The sequence below is a fragment of the Nocardia sp. NPDC050413 genome, from assembly GCF_040655475.1.
Classification (GTDB): Bacteria; Actinomycetota; Actinomycetes; order Mycobacteriales; family Mycobacteriaceae; genus Nocardia; species Nocardia coubleae.
Window position 1 is genome coordinate 39,805 of record NZ_JBFAJZ010000009.1, and the last position, 16,154, is coordinate 55,958.

General features: G+C 66.0%; 18 protein-coding genes. 6 read left to right on the plus strand and 12 right to left on the minus strand.

The window, feature by feature from the left end:
* A complete protein-coding gene (locus AB0I19_RS20980) occupies positions 1-594 on the minus strand; it encodes an alpha/beta family hydrolase (RefSeq protein ID WP_357150639.1) in 594 nt (197 codons plus the stop codon).
* 233 nt (positions 595-827) lie between these two features.
* Between AB0I19_RS20980 and AB0I19_RS20985 the strand changes: the two genes are divergently transcribed.
* Together AB0I19_RS20985 and AB0I19_RS20990 are read left to right on the plus strand one after the other, a co-directional pair.
* Positions 828-2,663 (plus strand): acyl-CoA dehydrogenase, encoded by a 1,836-nt coding sequence (locus AB0I19_RS20985; protein ID WP_067497127.1) that lies wholly within the window; start codon positions 828-830, stop codon positions 2,661-2,663.
* Positions 2,664-2,789: 126 nt separating this feature from the next.
* Positions 2,790-3,356: a Uma2 family endonuclease gene (locus AB0I19_RS20990; protein ID WP_357150640.1), complete on the plus strand. Its 567-nt coding sequence runs from the start codon at positions 2,790-2,792 to the stop codon at positions 3,354-3,356.
* A 16-nt stretch (positions 3,357-3,372) separates the two neighbouring features.
* Here AB0I19_RS20990 and AB0I19_RS20995 read toward each other — a convergent pair whose 3' ends face one another.
* On the minus strand, positions 3,373-4,272 hold the full coding sequence (locus tag AB0I19_RS20995) for a LysR family transcriptional regulator (RefSeq protein ID WP_357150641.1): 900 nt from the start codon (positions 4,270-4,272) through the stop codon (positions 3,373-3,375).
* 153 nt (positions 4,273-4,425) lie between these two features.
* Between AB0I19_RS20995 and AB0I19_RS21000 the strand changes: the two genes are divergently transcribed.
* The 3 genes from AB0I19_RS21000 to AB0I19_RS21010 all read left to right on the plus strand — a co-directional run bounded on the left by AB0I19_RS21000 (position 4,426) and on the right by AB0I19_RS21010 (position 7,716).
* On the plus strand, positions 4,426-5,616 hold the full coding sequence (locus AB0I19_RS21000) for an MFS transporter (protein ID WP_357150642.1): 1,191 nt from the start codon (positions 4,426-4,428) through the stop codon (positions 5,614-5,616).
* A gap of 26 nt (positions 5,617-5,642) precedes the next feature.
* Positions 5,643-6,884, plus strand: coding sequence for an SGNH/GDSL hydrolase family protein (locus tag AB0I19_RS21005; RefSeq protein ID WP_357150643.1), 1,242 nt, complete (start codon positions 5,643-5,645; stop codon positions 6,882-6,884).
* Between the two features lie 118 nt (positions 6,885-7,002).
* Positions 7,003-7,716 carry a helix-turn-helix domain-containing protein gene (locus tag AB0I19_RS21010; RefSeq protein ID WP_067643721.1) on the plus strand — a complete coding sequence of 238 codons (714 nt, stop codon included), beginning with the start codon at positions 7,003-7,005 and terminating at the stop codon, positions 7,714-7,716.
* Between the two features lie 58 nt (positions 7,717-7,774).
* Here the strand turns inward: AB0I19_RS21010 and AB0I19_RS21015 are convergent, their stop codons facing one another.
* From AB0I19_RS21015 to AB0I19_RS21025, 3 genes are all read right to left on the minus strand, one after another.
* Positions 7,775-7,924 (minus strand): hypothetical protein, encoded by a 150-nt coding sequence (locus AB0I19_RS21015; RefSeq protein ID WP_357150644.1) that lies wholly within the window; start codon positions 7,922-7,924, stop codon positions 7,775-7,777.
* A gap of 51 nt (positions 7,925-7,975) precedes the next feature.
* Positions 7,976-8,314, minus strand: coding sequence for a hypothetical protein (locus tag AB0I19_RS21020; RefSeq protein ID WP_357150645.1), 339 nt, complete (start codon positions 8,312-8,314; stop codon positions 7,976-7,978).
* Positions 8,315-8,585: 271 nt separating this feature from the next.
* Positions 8,586-9,563 (minus strand): DJ-1/PfpI family protein, encoded by a 978-nt coding sequence (locus AB0I19_RS21025; RefSeq protein WP_357150646.1) that lies wholly within the window; start codon positions 9,561-9,563, stop codon positions 8,586-8,588.
* Between the two features lie 79 nt (positions 9,564-9,642).
* Here AB0I19_RS21025 and AB0I19_RS21030 point away from each other — a divergent pair, with 79 nt between their 5' ends.
* On the plus strand, positions 9,643-10,227 hold the full coding sequence (locus AB0I19_RS21030; RefSeq protein WP_357150647.1) for a cysteine hydrolase family protein: 585 nt from the start codon (positions 9,643-9,645) through the stop codon (positions 10,225-10,227).
* Positions 10,228-10,306: 79 nt separating this feature from the next.
* Here AB0I19_RS21030 and AB0I19_RS21035 read toward each other — a convergent pair whose 3' ends face one another.
* The 7 genes from AB0I19_RS21035 to AB0I19_RS21065 all read right to left on the minus strand — a co-directional run bounded on the left by AB0I19_RS21035 (position 10,307) and on the right by AB0I19_RS21065 (position 16,101).
* The gene (locus AB0I19_RS21035) at positions 10,307-10,621 is read right to left on the minus strand and encodes a hypothetical protein (protein WP_357150648.1); all 315 of its coding nucleotides are present in this window, start codon (positions 10,619-10,621) and stop codon (positions 10,307-10,309) included.
* An 82-nt stretch (positions 10,622-10,703) separates the two neighbouring features.
* Entirely contained in the window at positions 10,704-11,165 is a 462-nt protein-coding gene (locus AB0I19_RS21040) for an HD domain-containing protein (RefSeq protein WP_357150649.1), read from the minus strand.
* 149 nt (positions 11,166-11,314) lie between these two features.
* Complete coding sequence (locus AB0I19_RS21045) at positions 11,315-11,872, minus strand: hypothetical protein (RefSeq protein ID WP_357150650.1); 558 nt, start codon at positions 11,870-11,872, stop codon at positions 11,315-11,317.
* A gap of 341 nt (positions 11,873-12,213) precedes the next feature.
* Positions 12,214-12,624: a hypothetical protein gene (locus AB0I19_RS21050; protein WP_357150651.1), complete on the minus strand. Its 411-nt coding sequence runs from the start codon at positions 12,622-12,624 to the stop codon at positions 12,214-12,216.
* Positions 12,625-12,925: 301 nt separating this feature from the next.
* Positions 12,926-13,387 (minus strand): hypothetical protein, encoded by a 462-nt coding sequence (locus tag AB0I19_RS21055; protein WP_357150652.1) that lies wholly within the window; start codon positions 13,385-13,387, stop codon positions 12,926-12,928.
* A gap of 489 nt (positions 13,388-13,876) precedes the next feature.
* Positions 13,877-14,746, minus strand: a complete 870-nt coding sequence (locus AB0I19_RS21060) for a MaoC/PaaZ C-terminal domain-containing protein (RefSeq protein WP_357150653.1) — start codon at positions 14,744-14,746, stop codon at positions 13,877-13,879.
* Positions 14,746-16,101 carry a 3-oxoacyl-ACP reductase gene (locus AB0I19_RS21065; RefSeq protein ID WP_067497153.1) on the minus strand — a complete coding sequence of 452 codons (1,356 nt, stop codon included), beginning with the start codon at positions 16,099-16,101 and terminating at the stop codon, positions 14,746-14,748. The genes AB0I19_RS21060 and AB0I19_RS21065 overlap by 1 nt, the downstream gene beginning before the upstream one ends.
* Positions 16,102-16,154: the final 53 nt, after the last annotated feature.

The following is a 16,154-nucleotide window of genomic DNA, read 5'->3' on the forward strand; positions in this document are numbered from 1 at the left end:
CTAACTCCACCGGCCGAACCACGGTTGCACTGTCGCCGCGATCACGTCGAATCCGGTGCGGAAGGAGTGGGGTTGCTTGGGAATGACGCGCACCTCGGCGGCATCGGCGGGATCGGGGACACCGAACGGGTCGCTGCCACCGTTGATGACGACCACCTCCGTGTCACCCACCGACACCAGCTCGTCGCGCCGTGACTTCTCGGGCTTTCCGGGCGGGTGCAACGGGAAAGACAGGGCGATCACCCCGCGCGCACCCAGTTCGACGGCGGTCCGGCACGCCACCCGCGCACCATTGCTCCGGCCGCCCTGCACGAGCGACACACCGGGGAATCGATCGCGCAACGCCGTGACGATCTCGACCCATGCCTGGTCCTGGGCCACCGCATTGCCCGGCGCCCGCCGCCCGGCAACCCGGTACGGCTGCACCACACGGGCTACCGCGGCACCGGCGGCGAGGGCCGAATCACGCACGGTGAGAATGTCTTTCGCATCGACGCCGCCGCCCGCCCCATGGGTCATCACCAGCAGGAATGCCGGGTCGGCCACCTCGTCGAGCTCGATCTCGGCCGGTCCGGCTGACGTCTCGATGCGCACACCTCACGGTAGCCCCGCGGTCGCCGCGAGCAACGTCTCGGCACGCACGCGTGTTTTTCACGTCACATTGCTGGCGAACCCCTTTGCCGAGAGCCTTACCCATCGGTAATATGGTCTATAAGTTACCCGCGAGTAGCATGCGGAAAACCGGTCAGCTACCCGGTGGACGACCTGACGGGCGGGAACGGCACACAACCGACCGCACCAGAACTCAACGGAGAGTGAGTACTCACATGGGCCACTACAAGGCAAACGTTCGCGACCTCGAGTTCAACCTCTTCGAGGTTCTCGGCGTCGGCAAGGTGCTCGACGCGGGCGCCTTCGGCGACCTCGACACCGACACCGTCAAGGAAATGCTCTCCGAGGTCCGCCGCCTGGCCGAGGGCCCGCTGGCCGACTCGTTCGCCGACGCCGACCGCAACCCGCCGGTCTTCGACCCGAACACCCACACCGTCACCATCCCCGAGTCCTTCAAGAAGTCCTACAAGGCGCTCGAGGACGGCGAGTGGGTGAAGGTTCCGCTGCGCGAGGAGCTCGGTGGCCTCGGTGCCCCGTCGGTCATCGGCTGGGCGCTGGCCGAGATGGTGCTCGGCGCCAACCCGCCGATCCAGATGTACGCCGCAGGCGCGGGCTTCGCTCAGGTGTTCTACAACAACGGCACCGATGAGCAGAAGGAATGGGCGAAGAAGATCGCCGACCGCAACTGGGGCGCCACCATGGTGCTGACCGAGCCCGACGCGGGCTCCGACGTCGGCGCCGGTCGCACCAAGGCGATCAAGCAGGAGGACGGCTCCTGGCACATCGAGGGCGTGAAGCGCTTCATCACCTCGGCCGACTCCGACGACATGTTCGAGAACATCATGCACCTGGTGCTGGCCCGCCCCGAGGGCGCCGGTCCGGGCACCAAGGGCCTGTCGCTGTTCTACGTCCCGAAGACCCACTTCGACTTCGAGACCGAGACCTTCGGCGACCGCAACGGTGTGTTCGTCACCAACGTCGAGCACAAGATGGGCATCAAGGCCTCGGCCACCTGTGAGCTCACCTTCGGTGGCCACGGCGTCCCCGCCAAGGGCTGGCTGGTCGGCGAGGTGCACAACGGCATCGCCCAGATGTTCGACGTCATCGAGAACGCGCGAATGATGGTGGGCACCAAGGCCATCGCGACCCTGTCGACCGGTTACCTGAACGCGCTCGAGTACGCCAAGACCCGCGTGCAGGGTGCCGACCTCACCCAGATGACGGACAAGACCGCGCCGCGTGTGACCATCACCCACCACCCGGACGTGCGTCGCGCGCTGGCCATGCAGAAGGCCTACGCCGAGGGCCTGCGTGCCATCTACCTCTACACCGCCGCGCACCAGAACCCGGAGATCGCCGAGGCCGTCTCGGGTGCGGACAAGGACGTCGCGTTCCGCGTGAACGACCTGCTGCTCCCGATCGTCAAGGGTGTCGGTTCCGAGCGCGCCTACCAGTACCTGACCGATTCGCTGCAGACCTTCGGTGGCTCCGGCTTCCTGCAGGACTACCCGATCGAGCAGTACATCCGCGACGCGAAGATCGACTCGCTGTACGAGGGCACCACCGCCATCCAGGCGCAGGACTTCTTCTTCCGCAAGATCGCCCGCGACCGCGGTGTGGCCCTGGCCCACGTGGCGGGCCAGATCCAGAAGTTCCTGGACGCCGACAACGCCAACGAGCGCCTCAAGGGTGAGCGCAAGCTGCTCGCCACCGCGCTCGAAGACGTGCAGGCCATGGCCGCCACCCTGACCGGCCACCTGATGGGTGCCCAGGAGCAGCCGTCCGAGCTGTACAAGGTCGGCCTTGGTTCAGTCCGCTTCCTGATGGCCGTCGGCGACCTGTTCATCGGCTGGATGCTGCTGAACCAGGCCGAGATCGCCCTGGCCGCCCTGGACAACGGCGCCACCGGCTCCGACGTGCCGTTCTACACCGGCAAGGTCGCCTCGGCGCAGTTCTTCGCCCGCAACGTCCTGCCGGAGCTGACCGCCACCCGTCAGATCCTCACCACGCTGGACAACGACATCATGGAACTGGACGAAGCCGCCTTCTGAGCTGTGCTCGGATAATCACTGCCTACGAGGCCCCGGAGTCCACGACTCCGGGGCCTCGTGGCGTACGGCTTGTAGACTGGGTCGGCGGAATCAGTCCGCCCGAGAGCGTCCGGGAGGAGCGGTGTCATGACCATCGAAGCCGTCACTCCGGCGTGGATGCATCGCCAGATCACCGCAGCGGAATACGACTCCTGGACCGAGGAGCAGTGTGCAGGTGTCGAGATCGTCGACGGGATGGTGGTCGTGAGCCCGAGCGCGACCAAACGCCACAACCGACTCGCCCGTATTCTCGCGAACGCGTTGGACGCGGCCGCAGGCCCGGACTGGAACGCCGACACCGACTTCGACATCCGCCTCCAGGATGTCCCGCTCACCAATCGCCGCCCCGACGTCGTCGTCTATCGGGCCGACACCCTCGACATCTCCCCGACCCGCCCCGAGCATGTGCTGCTGGTGGCGGAGGTCGTCTCGCCCGGCTCGGAGACGACCGATCGGATCGTCAAAGTCGATCAGTACGCCAAAGCCGGAATCGCCTTCTACTGGCGGGTCGAACAGTCCCCGACAGGGCTCCCCCTCACCTATACCTATGTTCTCGACCCCGCCACCCGGTCCTACCGCGACAGCGAGGTCCACACCGGAATTATTCGCGCCGCAGCGCCTTTCCCGATCGAGGTCGACCTCGGTCGACTCTGAGCCGCCGCTCCCCGCCCTAGCCGAAGTAGTGTTCCGCGCCTTGCTGGGCGACTGCTTCGAGCAGCATTTGTACGAACGCGTGTAGTCGCGCGGATTCCGCGCCCGGTAGCCATACCGGGCGCCACACGTGCCCTCGTCCGTCGCTGAACGGCACATAGACCGTTCCGCGGCGGGGGTAGTGGCGTTCGGCGTGGGCTCCGGCCGGGTGGACTCCGGCACCGAAGGCGACGGCGGTCAGGACGTCCTCGAAGGTTTGGGCGCCGTTCGCACGTGCCGGACTGAAATGCCAGGTTTCGTCGAGGTACCGGTGCCAGTACGCGCTGGCGGGGCCGCCGATGGCGATCACCTCGAGGCTCGGGGCGGGGGCGTCGACGGCGCTGGTGCGGGCGAGGGGATGGTGACGTGGGACGACGAGACCCGTGGGCTCGGTGAGCAGGACCGGCCCGGCGACCAGGTCGTTTTCGCCGACCGGGGAGTGGCTGATGACCAGGTCGAGTTCGTCGCGGCGTAGCGGGCCGAAGACGTCGCCCAGGTGGACCTCGCGGGCGTGTACCTCGCATTCGGGATGGCGGTTGCGGAACTCCAGGACGGTGTCGACCAGCAGGCTCGCCGCCAAACCGCCGAGGTAGCCCACGCGCAGTGTCCCTTCCACGCTGCGTGCCGCCGCCTGCGCGCGTTCGATGGCCCGGTTCAGTTGCGTGCGGATCGGGAGCAGGTCGTCGCGCAGCATCCGGCCGACCGGCGTGAGCCGCACCTGGCGGCTGGTGCGTTCGAAAAGCTGTGCGCCGAAGTGTCGTTCGAGCTTCTTGATCGTTTGGCTGACCCGCGCCTGCGTCAGATACAGCCGTTCGGCGGCCCGCCCGAAGTGCAGTTCCTCGCATAGAGCCAGGAAGATCTCGATCTCCTGCCGTTCCATAACTCCCGCTAATCGACCGTGTCGGCGACGGCCGTTGATGCACGTGAACGCGACCGGCAGTCTGAAATCACTCCATTCGAAACCGTACGTCCGGGTACCGACACGAATGGTCTTAACGGAACAATTTTCCCACTAAGGGAGTTGCACACTCGTATGACCACCACACTGACCGCCCCGCCCCGGGCGGGGACCAACCGGCCGACCCTCGCCCTCGGCGCGCTTGCGCTGGGCGCCTTCGGAATCGGCCTCACCGAATTCGTCATCGTCGGCCTGCTGGGCGTGATCGGCGACGACCTGTCCATCTCCGTCCCGACCGCAGGCCTGCTGGTCTCCGGTTATGCCGCAGGCGTCGCGGTCGGCGCGCCGCTGATGACCGCGCTGGGTTCGCGGGTCCCTCGCAAGACCATGCTCGCGACACTCATGGGCCTCTTCATCGCGGGCAACCTCCTCTCGGCGCTGGCCCCCACCTATGAACTGCTGCTCACCGGCCGGATCGTCGCCGCGCTCACCCACGGCGCGTTCTTCGGGATCGGCTCCGTGGTGGCAGCAGGCCTGGTGACGCCCGACCGCCGCGCCGCCGCCATCGCCACCATGTTCACCGGGCTCACCCTCGCCAATGTCGCCGGTGTGCCGCTGGGCACGGCGCTCGGCCAGGCATTCGGCTGGCGGTCGACGTTCTGGGCTGTGACCGCCGTCGGAGTGGCCGCGCTGCTCGCCGTACTCATGCTGGTCCCGCACCAGCCACGCGGCGAATCCATCTCTCTGACAGAGCAATTAGCTGTGTTCACCCGCCCGCAGGTGTGGCTGGCGCTGTCGATCACCGCGCTCGGATTCGGTGCCGTCTTCGCGGCGTTCACCTTCTTCGAACCGATCCTGACCGAGGTGACCGGCCTGCCCGACGGTGCCGTCCCGTGGCTGCTCGTCGTTTTCGGCGTCGGCCTGTTCGCGGGCAATATCGTCGGCGGCCGGCTGGCCGACCGCGCCCTGCTACCTACGCTGATCGGCGCGCTCGCCGCCCTGACCGTGGTGCTGATGATCTTCGCGGTAGTCGCCGGGCATCCGGTCGGCGCGGCCGTCGGCATCCTCGCGCTCGGCGCGACCGGTTTCGCCATCGTGCCCGCAGTGCAGATGCGCGTACTCGACACCGCGGGCGGCGAATCGGCGCTCGGCTCGGCCGCCAATATCTCCGCCTTCAATATCGGCATCGCGGTCGCCTCCTGGCTCGGCGCCGCTGCCATCGATGCCGGGTTCGGCCTGACCGCGCCCGCCTGGATCGGCGCAGCTCTGGCCGCCGCCGCCCTGCTCACCACCCTGTTCGCCCGCGCGCTCGAGCGCCGCGGCTAGACCGACTACCGAGAATCGACGAACCCATGCACGTCTGGAAGAAGATGATGACCGCCGCCATCGCGATCACCGCCACCCTCACCGCAGCCTGCACCAACACCCAGGCCGCCCCCGCCGACACCGCCAGCACCGCCTGGTCGGTGCCGATGCAGCAGCCGAGCACCGGTTTCGAGCCGAACTGGTCGCTCGACGGTTTCGCCCAGCACACACTCCGCCAGGTCGTCCGGGTCACCACCGGCGGTGATTCCGCCCGGATCACCCTCTCCAACCGCTTCGGCCGCACCGATCTCCGCATCGCCTCGGCCACGATCGCCCGCACCGATACCGGAGCTAGCGTTCATCAGGACACGCTGCGTCCCCTTCGCTTCCACGGCAGTGAAACCGCCATCATCGCCCCTGGCACCGACCTGACCAGCGACCCCGCCGAGCTACACCTGGCTCCGCTCGAATTCGCCACGGTCACTTTGTATCTGGACGAACCCACCGGGCCCGCCACCTTCCACGCCCAGGGCTACGCGACGTCCTACCGCGCGCCAGGCAACCACGCCACCGACGCCGACGCCACCGCCTTCACCGAGACAACCCACTCCTGGTACTACCTGTCGAGCGTGCAGATGAGCGGCGCCGCACCCGCGGATGCGATCGTCGCGTTCGGTGACTCGATCACCGACGGTTTCGGCTCCGACAACGACGGCAACAACCGCTACCCCGACGCCCTGGCCGACCGCCTCGCCGCCGCCGGCACCCCCCGCCCCGTCCTCAACGCGGGCATCGGCGGCAACACCATCATCAGCGATTCGCCCTGGTACGGCGAGAGCGCATTGCGCCGCTTCGACCGTGACGTCCTCGCCCAGGACGGTGCCCGCACGGTCGTCATGCTCGGCGGACTGAACGATATCGGCTTCTCGGAGGTCGATCTGCCGACCTACAAGCCCAACCCGGTCGTCACGGTCGACCAGCTGATCGCGGGCTACCGCGACATGATCGCCCGCGCCCACCGAGCCGGGCTGCGCGTGATCGGAGGAACCCTCCTGCCGATGAAGGGCGCCGAGTACTACACCCCCACCTCCGCCGCGAAACTGCGCGCACTGAACGAATGGATCCGCACCAGCGGCGAATTCGACGCCGTCGCCGACTTCAACACCGCTGTCGCCGACCCGGCCGACCCGGAGCGCCTCGACCCCGCCTTCGACTCCGGCGACCACAAACACCCGAACGCGGCAGGCTACCGAGCGATGGCCGCCGCAATCGACCTGAACACCCTCTAGGTTCGTCTCTCCCGGACGGTCCGGAGCTTTCGAGCTCCGGACCGTTTCGTTGTTTCCGGGTGATCTTTGCGGCGTACTCTTGGTTTTACCGTCGTCGGGGTGAGGCTCGGGGGTTGGGATGGCTGAAAGTTCTGCGCTCAGTGTGTATTTGCGCGAGCGGCGGTTGGCGGCGGGGTTGGCGCGGGCGGAGCTGGCGGCTCGTGCGCAGATGGCGCCGCTGCTGGTCACGCAGATCGAGACCGGGGCGCTGGTGCCCAATACCGCTATGCTGCAACGACTTTTCGACAGTCTCGATGTGCCGCCGTGGTATCGGAAGCACATTCTCGTGCTCGGTCTGCCGTCGGTCGATACCGGCGCCGCGCCGACGGCACCGTCGACCGAGGACCTCGCCGACCTCGGCAGTCTCACCCATCCGGCCTGCTACCAGCGCTTCCCCACCATGGACCTGCTCGCCGCGAACGCCGAGTATCAGCGCATCTTCCCCGGCACCGGCGCCGGGGTGAACCTGCTCGAATGGATGTTCCTGAACCCGGCCGCCAAGAAGGCCCTGCTCGACTGGACCACCGAAGCTCAGGTGCTCGTGCACGCCTTCCGCATGTTGTCGCCGCTGGCTCCCACTCAGCGCGTCACCGCGATCACGACCGCCTGTGCGGTATCACCTGATTGGGATGCGGTGTGGGCCAGTGAGATCCGGCCGCAAGATGTGGCCCGGCGGCATGTGCGAGTACGCGACCGCACCACCGGCGTCGAACGCCGCTACCTGCTGCGCATCTACGACCCGGCCTTCCCCACCCGCCCGTGGTGGCTGTACCGGATGATCCCGTCGCGGTAAATACACAAAACGGCGCCCGTCGAAATCCGACGGGCGCCGCGTTGCACTGCCTCGATGCTCAGCCGGCCGACCCGGAGGCGAAGGCGGCGAGCAGGGGCAGGATCTGGACCAGGGTGTCGAACATGCTTCTCCTTCTAGACGAATAGTCACTTCTTATCAGCGCCGAATTACGCAGCACATAATTCGGATGAACGTGAGAAGAACTCATCTGCACCGACGGCCGGTCCCGTCGGTGCGTTCGCACCCGGTCCAGGGCCTGTTACTCGGCAGGCGTCTCGGCGGTGCCGCTGCTCAGCAGCGCGAGCAGCGCGGCCAGATCCAGACCTTCGGCAGAACCGGTGGCGGGCTCCTCCGCCACGGTCTCGGCCTCGCCCGAGCCGCTGCTCAGCAGGGCGAGCAGGGCCGCCAGGTCCAGGCCCTCGAGCGAGCCGGTCGGCTCCTCCGCGACCGGCTCGGTCTCCGCGGTGTCCGAGGTGAGCCCGCTCAGCAGTTCCGACGACCCGGTGGCCGGTTCCTCGGCGGCCGCGACCCCCATGCCCATCATCGACATGCCAGCCGCCGCGACCATCGCCACACCGAATGCACGAATCTTTGCCATTGTGAACCCCTCATCTTTCAGATTTGCGGCGAATTTCCGCCGCACAAGATGTCTAACACCGCGGCAGACCGCTCGGCAGACGTCTGAAAGGGGGGCAAGACAGCAGCCGAGTGTTTGCTCAGGCGCCCGAACCGCTGGTCAGCAGGCGTATCAGACCCGTCATTGCCCACAGCATTGTCGTAACCGGCCACGTCGGCCATTCTTCCGCGATACCGAACACCCGAAACCCCTTGTTACTCAGCAATTCACCGTAAAGTCGACAGCTTAGTGATCACCCGATGCGGAACCGATTCCGGTACTCCGCAGGGGTGGTGTCGAGCCGTCGGCGAAAGGCGCGCGCCAGGGTATCGACGGTGTTGAACCCGCAGCCGGTCGCGATACGCTGCAGCGTTTCGTCGGTCGTCTCGAGCCGATGCCGCGCGACCTCCACCCGCGCCGCCTCGATATAAGCGGCAGGCGTCATCCCCAACTCGGTACGAAAAATTCGGGTGAGCTGGCGTTCGCTCACATGCGCCTGTTCGGCCAGCTCGGTCACCGTGAGCGGACGCGCGATATTGCCCGCGATGTAGTGCCGCAGCTCATCGATGCGACGGGTGGTGGAGACCGGCTCGAGCGAGACACTGAACTGGCTCTGCCCGCTCGGCCGCTTCAGGAACATCACCAGCTGACGGGCGACGCGCAACGCGAGTTCCTCACCGAAGTCGTCGGCGACCAGGGCAAGCGTGAGATCGAGACATGCGGTGAGCCCTGCACCGGTCCACACATTGTCGTCGCGGATATAGATCGGATCGGCATCGACCCGCACCGCCGGATGCTCGGCGGCGAGTTGGTGCGCGGTCGACCAGTGCGTGGTGGCACGTTTGCCGTCGAGCAACCCCGCTGCCGCGAGCACATGCGCCCCGACACACACCGAAGCCACCCGGCGTGCGCCGGACGCCATTGTCGAAACAGCCTCTACCACAACGGGTTCCACTACCGCGCGAACTTGGCGCCGTTCATCGGTCTCGACCGCGCCCGGCACGACAATCGTGTCGATCCGCCGCCCGACCAATCCGTCGAACGTCACGTCGGGCAGCACCCGGACACCAGCCGAGGTCGTAACCGGATCCAGCGTCTCGGCGGCCAGCACCACTTCATAGCCGGTCGGCTCGTCCATCTCCCGCTGCAGCAGCGAGAACACCTCGGGCGGCCCCGTCACGTCGAGCAGGTCGACCCCCTCGAACAGCACCACCACAATGAGCCGTCCCACTATCCACCTCCTGCCGATGTCTGAATCTGCAGGTTACATGACATTGCAGACATCACTGCCCGGCCATAGCGTGGAACCCATGACCTCCACAACCCTGCGCCAGCTCAGCGGCCTCGACGAAACCCCCGCCGCCCTCGCCACCTCGACCCTGATCCTGGTCGACTACCAGAACACCTACACCCGCGGTGTCATGGAACTGACCGACTGGGACCAAGCCATCGACGCCGCCGCCGACCTGCTCGAGCAGGCCCGGCAAGCAGGCACCACCGTCATCCACGTGATGCACAACGGCGGCGAGGGCAGCCCCTACGACATCACCACCGACATCGGCCGGATCCACCCCAAGCTCACCCCCACCGCCGACGAAGCCGTCGTGGTGAAGTCCTTCCCGAACTCCTTCGTCGACACCGAACTCGGCGACCTGGTCGACGCCGCAGGCAACGAATCCGTCGTCATCGTCGGCTTCATGACCCACATGTGCGTCACCTTCACCACCGAAGGCGCCTTCCTCCGCGGCAACAAGCCCACCGTCGTAGCCAACGCCTGCGCCACCCGCCCCCTCGCCGAAGTCACCGCCCCCCAACTCCACGCCGCCGCCCTCGCCACCATCGGCGATATCTACGGAGTGGTTGTCCCGACCCCGGCCGACCTCACCACCGACTGACCTCGCGATCCGTCGGGCCAATCCGTGTTCACCAAACGGGCGAAGAATTCAGCTGACCCACTGCGCCACTCCGAACACCTTATCGCCGATCGTATTGGAATACCGCCGACCAGTCCCATGATCCGGTCGGATCTTTCTCGTAATGATAGGCAATGGATTGCAAGCGGGTGCCATATTCGGTATGCAGGGATACGAACCTCCCTACCGACGTCAACAATTCATCATCAGGGAATATGACCGGCTGGGTATTCGAGTTCATTCGAACACTGTACCGGCCGCCATCAATCGCGATCACCAGGTCCGCAGATATATCGTCTTCATACATCTCCGCTAAAGCGAGCAGTCCAATCTCTTTGTCTATAGATGCTTGCAGATCGAGAGGAAAGCTAGGCATACAACGTATCCTTCATCGGGTCGATTGGGTCATCGGAACGCCAACGACGAACTTCGGTGTCAGGTGGTGGCAGGCCGTCAGGTTATGCACGGACCGGATAGCCTCCCTGGAAAGCGAGTCGGTGGTCGGCGTGGGCGGCGATGCGATCGAGTTCGTCGTCGAGGGCCATGAATACCTGCCATGATGGCTGACCTTCAGCGGTGGCGAGGCGCTGCACTATCAGTTCCTCCAGTTCAGGAACACGCTTCGCTTTCCATATCTTGTCTGCCAGGCTGACCAGCAAATCTTCCGTTTCGACCTCGGCCGCGGTCCACGAGCTGTGGGTTCGCGCGAAGCGCGCCGACTTCTCGTCGAAGCCGTGTGCCGCGAGGAGTTCGAACCCGGCCAGCTCGTGCGCCGAACCTGGCCCCGACAACTCCTCGGGATGAAGGATCTTGCCGATGTCGTGTGTTGCCGCGCCGAACAGCACAGCCTCGCGGTCGAACCACAAGCCTCGATAACGGATTTCGACCCAATCGACCAACTCCCACGCCACTTCGTGCACCGCCCGGAGGTGAGCGCCGAGACGGGGTGGAGCCGCGAGGTCTCGGAGGAGACCCTCGACTTGTGCAGGTAGTGCTCGGAGCCCAGGATCAGTCAAGGCTCGTTGCAACAGAACGCGATTCACTCCCACCCTTTCGGTCCTGGATCTCATCACGGCGTTACGAGGCAAAGAGTGAAGTCGTCTGTGGTGTAGAAGAACTCCGTGGCTGTGTAACCGGCGCACAAGTAGTCATTCGCGAAATCCGAATGTCCCTTGCTGCCCCTGACTTTGGCGATCACCCTTCCGGTTGCGCGTGGGTCGGAGCAGGCGATCTTCTCGACATTCGGGTTGTCGTCCTCGGTTCGGTTGCCGTTGCGGTTCACCACGCAGTCCCCGACTTCGGCACTGCTCGCGGACCGCTCCTCTGCGTTCACCTGGACGATCGCCAACAAGGGCAGGAATATCACCGGAATCAGGAGTCCGAGCATGCCCGCCCGCCGCCACAGCGGCTTGCCGGGGTCCAGCGACGGGCCGGGAGCACCAGGAATCGGTGGAGGCAAACGCCGCACCCGGTTCGCCGCCCCGATGTTCAGCAACATGGTCACCGGGTTCGCCACCAACGAGATCAGTCCGAACCAGCCGAGCCACGCGCTCTCGGCGGTCAATCGCCGATACGTCGCCGTCCCACAGTCCCGGCAGAACGGTCCCGGCTCGGTGATGAATCGCATAAACCACAAGAATCCACGATGCGATCGAATCGGCGTGCGCACCGCGGGCGTGCCACCACAGACACCGCAATAGATCCCATTGGCCGTACTGAAGTCGGTCTGCTCAGACCGAATTTCTCCGGGCGTCGACACGCCTACCCCTACTCTCGCTTGAGCCCGCTCACACGCGGGCAACCGGCGATCGTAGCATCAAGTACGGCAGGAGTTCCCCTTAATGTGCTGCGGCACAACGATTTTCAATCCTTCTGCAAGGAGAGCCGCATGACGGCAACACGTGCGAGCACGGCTGCTATCGATCCCCATAAGGCGGAACCGTCTGCGATGCGGTCGGTTGCCGGTTTCTAGTTCAGCGGGGCCTCGCGCCACCAGTTCATGACCTCGCCCGGTGTGCCGTATCCGTCGGTGAACATGAGGAAGGTTGCGCGCTGGGCGTCGCCCGAGAAGGTGGTGATGATCTTGTTTCCGTTGTCGGTGTACTGATGGTTCGTGTATTCGCGGCCGTGATTGACGTCGGTCGTCACCGATGACGGCGGGAGGGCGGCGACCACCGACTGAACGTCGACGGCGGAGTGGTAGGCGTAGATCCGATAGAAGGGGTCGTTGCCATCCCCTCCGCCATAACACCGCCACTGCCACGCCCAGTTGCCGAATTCTGGGTCACCCGCATTGGCGCTGGGAACGTACCCGCGATCGGTCTGCCAGCAGGTCGCGCCCCGGTACCCGATTTCGCTTTCCGCACTCTGCGGAACCAACCGCGGAAACGCAGCGCTGATCGATTCGGCGGTCGGAGGGACGACCTCCGACGACCCGCTGGGCAGGCCGGGAACCGCCGAAGCCTGAGCACCCAACAAATTCAACGCGAGCCCAACCACGACAGCAGACCCGAATGCCCTCATCTTGCAAACAGCCCATCCTCCGAATGATTAGCGATCCAAGCACGCCACCGCCAACGAAAACCATGCTCCGTGAGGGGTGTCGATGGCGGCCGATGCTGTGCCGGTATGGCAAATGCCCCGCCGGGGGACGGGGCATTTGTTTTCTACGAGCTGATAATCAGGGGGTGGTGGTGTCCGGGTCGGTGGGCTCTTCGGCGCCGGCCGAACCCGAGGACAGGGCCTCGAGGATGGTGGCCAGGCTGTCAGCCGAACCGGTGTCCGGGGTCTCCGCCGGCTCCTCGGCGATGTCGGTGGCCGGGTCGGTGGGCTCTTCGGCGCCGGCCGAGCCCGAGGACAGCGACTCGAGGATGGTGGCCAGGCTGTCAGCCGAACCGGTGTCCGGGGTCTCCGCCGGCTCCTCGGCGATGTCGGTGGCCGGATCGGTCGGGTCCTCCGCAGCAGCCGAACCGGACGACAGGGCCTCGACGATGGCGGCCAGGCTTTCGGAGGAGCCGGTTGCGGGCTCTTCGGCGGCGGAGGCCACGCCGGTGCCGAACATGGCGATACCGGCCGCGAGGGCGATGCCGAAACCGAGCGTGCGGATCTTCTTCATGAAGTGGAACCCCTTGGTATTAAGCATGATTGTCGACTGCGTTGCCGACTGGAAAGTTTCTAACACGGGGGGCGGACAGTTCCGCAGACACTTGTTTTCGGGGCACTTGCCTGGGCAATGCTGAACATTTGCCGTCAAGGTGGAGATAATCCGAGAGCGGTGCGAGGGTTTCAGAACGATCGTTCGGAATCCACAACTCGATGCCAGCTGGAAAAGTTGAACACTGCAGTACAAACGGTCGGTTGCGACCCCGAGGCGGATTCGGCCCGAAGCCCGGTGCACTCGTGATCTTTCGGCACGGCGCCGAACCCATCTTGATACCCAGCTAATACCTGGCGTACACCATGATTGATGTCACACGCAGGACCGGTAACAGAACGATCAGCCAGAACGATTGTCGCGCAACCGGTTTGATGGACACCGTATAGCTAGTGGTTGCCTGCCATATAACCACGTACACAACGGAAAAGGCCGCATATCCCGAATGGGATACGCGGCCTTCCGGCAACGAAGAACTCAGCGCACGGTGGCGGTGAGGTGGGGAAAACCCTTCTTGGGGTGGAGCATCGAGAGATCCCAGCCGGTATCGGCCTTCTCGGCGTAGATGTTCACCGAGGAAGGCAGGAGAATCGGCTTACCGAATTTGACCGTGTAGGTGGCCTTTTCGGGGACCCGGCCCTCGATGGTGCCGAGGATGGTGGCCGCCGACCACATGCCGTGGGCGATGGTGGTGGGGAAACCCATTGCCTTGGCGCCGATTCCGGAGACGTGGATCGGGTTGCGGTCGCCCGAGGCGGCGGCGTAGCGGTTGATGATCTTCTGATCGACACGCTGCACGCGCAGCGGCGGCGGGGGAACCTCCTCCGGCGGGGGTGCGGACTTCGGACCGCCGGACAGCGAGGTGCGCTGCTGGTGCAGCATGGTCGCCACCTGACGCCACACCAGTTCCCGGCCGACGCGGATCTCCGTAACCGCGTCTACCAGCAGGCCTTTCGGGTGCTCGCGCAGGTTCTCGGTGTGCACGGTGAAGTCCAACGGTTCGGCCGCCGAGATCTCACGGGTGCGTTCGATGACGTTCGAGAAGTGCACCGAACCCACCGCGGTGAACGGGAAGTCCCGCGCCACGAGCAGTTCCATCATCAGCGGGAACGCCAGGACGAACGGGTAGGTGAGCGGCAGGGTGTCGCCGAAGCGCAGGCCGGTGGCGTGGCAGTAGGCGGCGAGGTGGTCGGGGTCGACCCGCACACCCTCGATGGCGACCCGGCGGTCGGGCAGTACGGGCTTGCGGCCCGAGAGCGGCGCGGGCAGCGGGACGGCGCCGATGGCCGCCTTCGCGTACAGCGCGCCGTTGCCCGGGATCTCGGTGAGCGTGATGGTCTGGGTCATCAGGCGCCGATCAGGCTCTGCCCGCAGACACGAACAACGTTGCCGCTCACCGCGTTCGACGCCGGGCTGGCGAAGTAGGCGATGGTCTCGGCGACGTCGACGGTCTGACCGCCCTGCAGCAGCGAGCTCATCAGGCGGCCCGCCTCGCGGGTGCCGACGGGGATGGCGGCGGTCATGGCGGTTTCGATGAAGCCGGGGGCCACCGCGTTGATGGTGATGCCCTTCTCCGACAGCAGCGGCGCCTCGGCGTCGACCATACCGATGACGCCCGCCTTGGAGGCGCCGTAGTTGGTCTGGCCGCGGTTACCCGCGATGCCCGCGATGGAGGACACGTCGATCACGCGGCCACCTTCCTTGAGCACACCCTTGGCGACGAGGCCCGAGGTGATGCGGTGCGGCGCGGCGAGGTTGACGTTGATGACCGAGTTCCAGCGGCCCTCGTCCATGTTGGCGAGCAGCTTGTCGCGAGTGATGCCCGCGTTGTGGACGACGATGTCGATGCCGCCGAAGCGCTCGGTGGCGAACTCGGCGAGGCGCTCGGCGGCGTCGGGCGCGGTGACGTCGAGCGCCAGGGCGGTGGCGCCGACCTTGTTGGCGGTCTCGGACAGGGCCTCACCGGCGGCGGGGATGTCGGCGACGATCACGGTGGCGCCGTCACGGGCGAACACCTCGGCGATGGTTGCGCCGATACCGCGCGCGGCACCGGTGACCACGGCGACCTTGCCCGCGAGGGGCTTGTCCCAGCTGGCGGGTGCGACCGACTCGGCCTTGCCGACGCGGATGACCTGACCATCGACGAACGCCGACTTGGCCGAGAGCAGGAAGCGCAGGGTCGACTCGACACCCGTGGCCGAGGAGCCGGCCTCGGGGTGCACGTAGACGAGCTGGGCGGTGGCGCCGCGCAGCAGCTCCTTGGCCACGGACCGGGTGAAGCCCTCGAGCGCGCGCTGGGCGATCTGCTCGTCGACCGAGCCGACCAGCTCCGGCGTGCTGCCGAGCACCACGACGCGGCCCGACGGCGCGATGTTGCGCATGGCGGGCTGGAAGAACTCGAACAGCTGCTCGAGCTTCTCGATGGAGTCGATACCGGTGGCATCGAAGACCAGCGCGCCGTACTTGGTTCCGGACTCGAGCGAGTCGGCGATGGTGTAATCGGTGAGCAGGGCACGGATCGGCTCGGCGAGGCGACCCTTGCCGCCGAGCAGCACCGGGCCCGGAAGCGCGGGCTCGCCTGCCTTGTAGCGGCGCAGCTCCGCGGGCTGGGGCAGGCCCAGCTTGCTCGCGAGGAACGCGCCGGGGGCGGAGTGGATGAAGGATCCGTAGAGGTTGGGTGCGCCCTTGCTCTTGGCTGCCACTGTTCCTACCTTCACATTCGCGGGTACGGTGTCGACAACGAACTTACTCCAGA

Excerpts from the sequence above, each read along its gene's own strand:
- AB0I19_RS20985 (WP_067497127.1), top strand. The coding sequence starts at position 828 with ATGGGCCACTACAAGGCAAACGTTCGCGACCTCGAGTTCAACCTCTTC.
- AB0I19_RS20990 (WP_357150640.1), top strand. The coding sequence starts at position 2,790 with ATGACCATCGAAGCCGTCACTCCGGCGTGGATGCATCGCCAGATCACC.
- AB0I19_RS20995 (WP_357150641.1), bottom strand. The coding sequence starts at position 4,272 with ATGGAACGGCAGGAGATCGAGATCTTCCTGGCTCTATGCGAGGAACTG.
- AB0I19_RS21000 (WP_357150642.1), top strand. The coding sequence starts at position 4,426 with ATGACCACCACACTGACCGCCCCGCCCCGGGCGGGGACCAACCGGCCG.
- AB0I19_RS21005 (WP_357150643.1), top strand. The coding sequence starts at position 5,643 with ATGCACGTCTGGAAGAAGATGATGACCGCCGCCATCGCGATCACCGCC.
- AB0I19_RS21010 (WP_067643721.1), top strand. The coding sequence starts at position 7,003 with ATGGCTGAAAGTTCTGCGCTCAGTGTGTATTTGCGCGAGCGGCGGTTG.
- AB0I19_RS21015 (WP_357150644.1), bottom strand. The coding sequence starts at position 7,924 with ATGAGTTCTTCTCACGTTCATCCGAATTATGTGCTGCGTAATTCGGCG.
- AB0I19_RS21020 (WP_357150645.1), bottom strand. The coding sequence starts at position 8,314 with ATGGCAAAGATTCGTGCATTCGGTGTGGCGATGGTCGCGGCGGCTGGC.
- AB0I19_RS21030 (WP_357150647.1), top strand. The coding sequence starts at position 9,643 with ATGACCTCCACAACCCTGCGCCAGCTCAGCGGCCTCGACGAAACCCCC.
- AB0I19_RS21035 (WP_357150648.1), bottom strand. The coding sequence starts at position 10,621 with ATGCCTAGCTTTCCTCTCGATCTGCAAGCATCTATAGACAAAGAGATT.
- AB0I19_RS21045 (WP_357150650.1), bottom strand. The coding sequence starts at position 11,872 with ATGCGATTCATCACCGAGCCGGGACCGTTCTGCCGGGACTGTGGGACG.
- AB0I19_RS21055 (WP_357150652.1), bottom strand. The coding sequence starts at position 13,387 with ATGCTTAATACCAAGGGGTTCCACTTCATGAAGAAGATCCGCACGCTC.
- AB0I19_RS21060 (WP_357150653.1), bottom strand. The coding sequence starts at position 14,746 with ATGACCCAGACCATCACGCTCACCGAGATCCCGGGCAACGGCGCGCTG.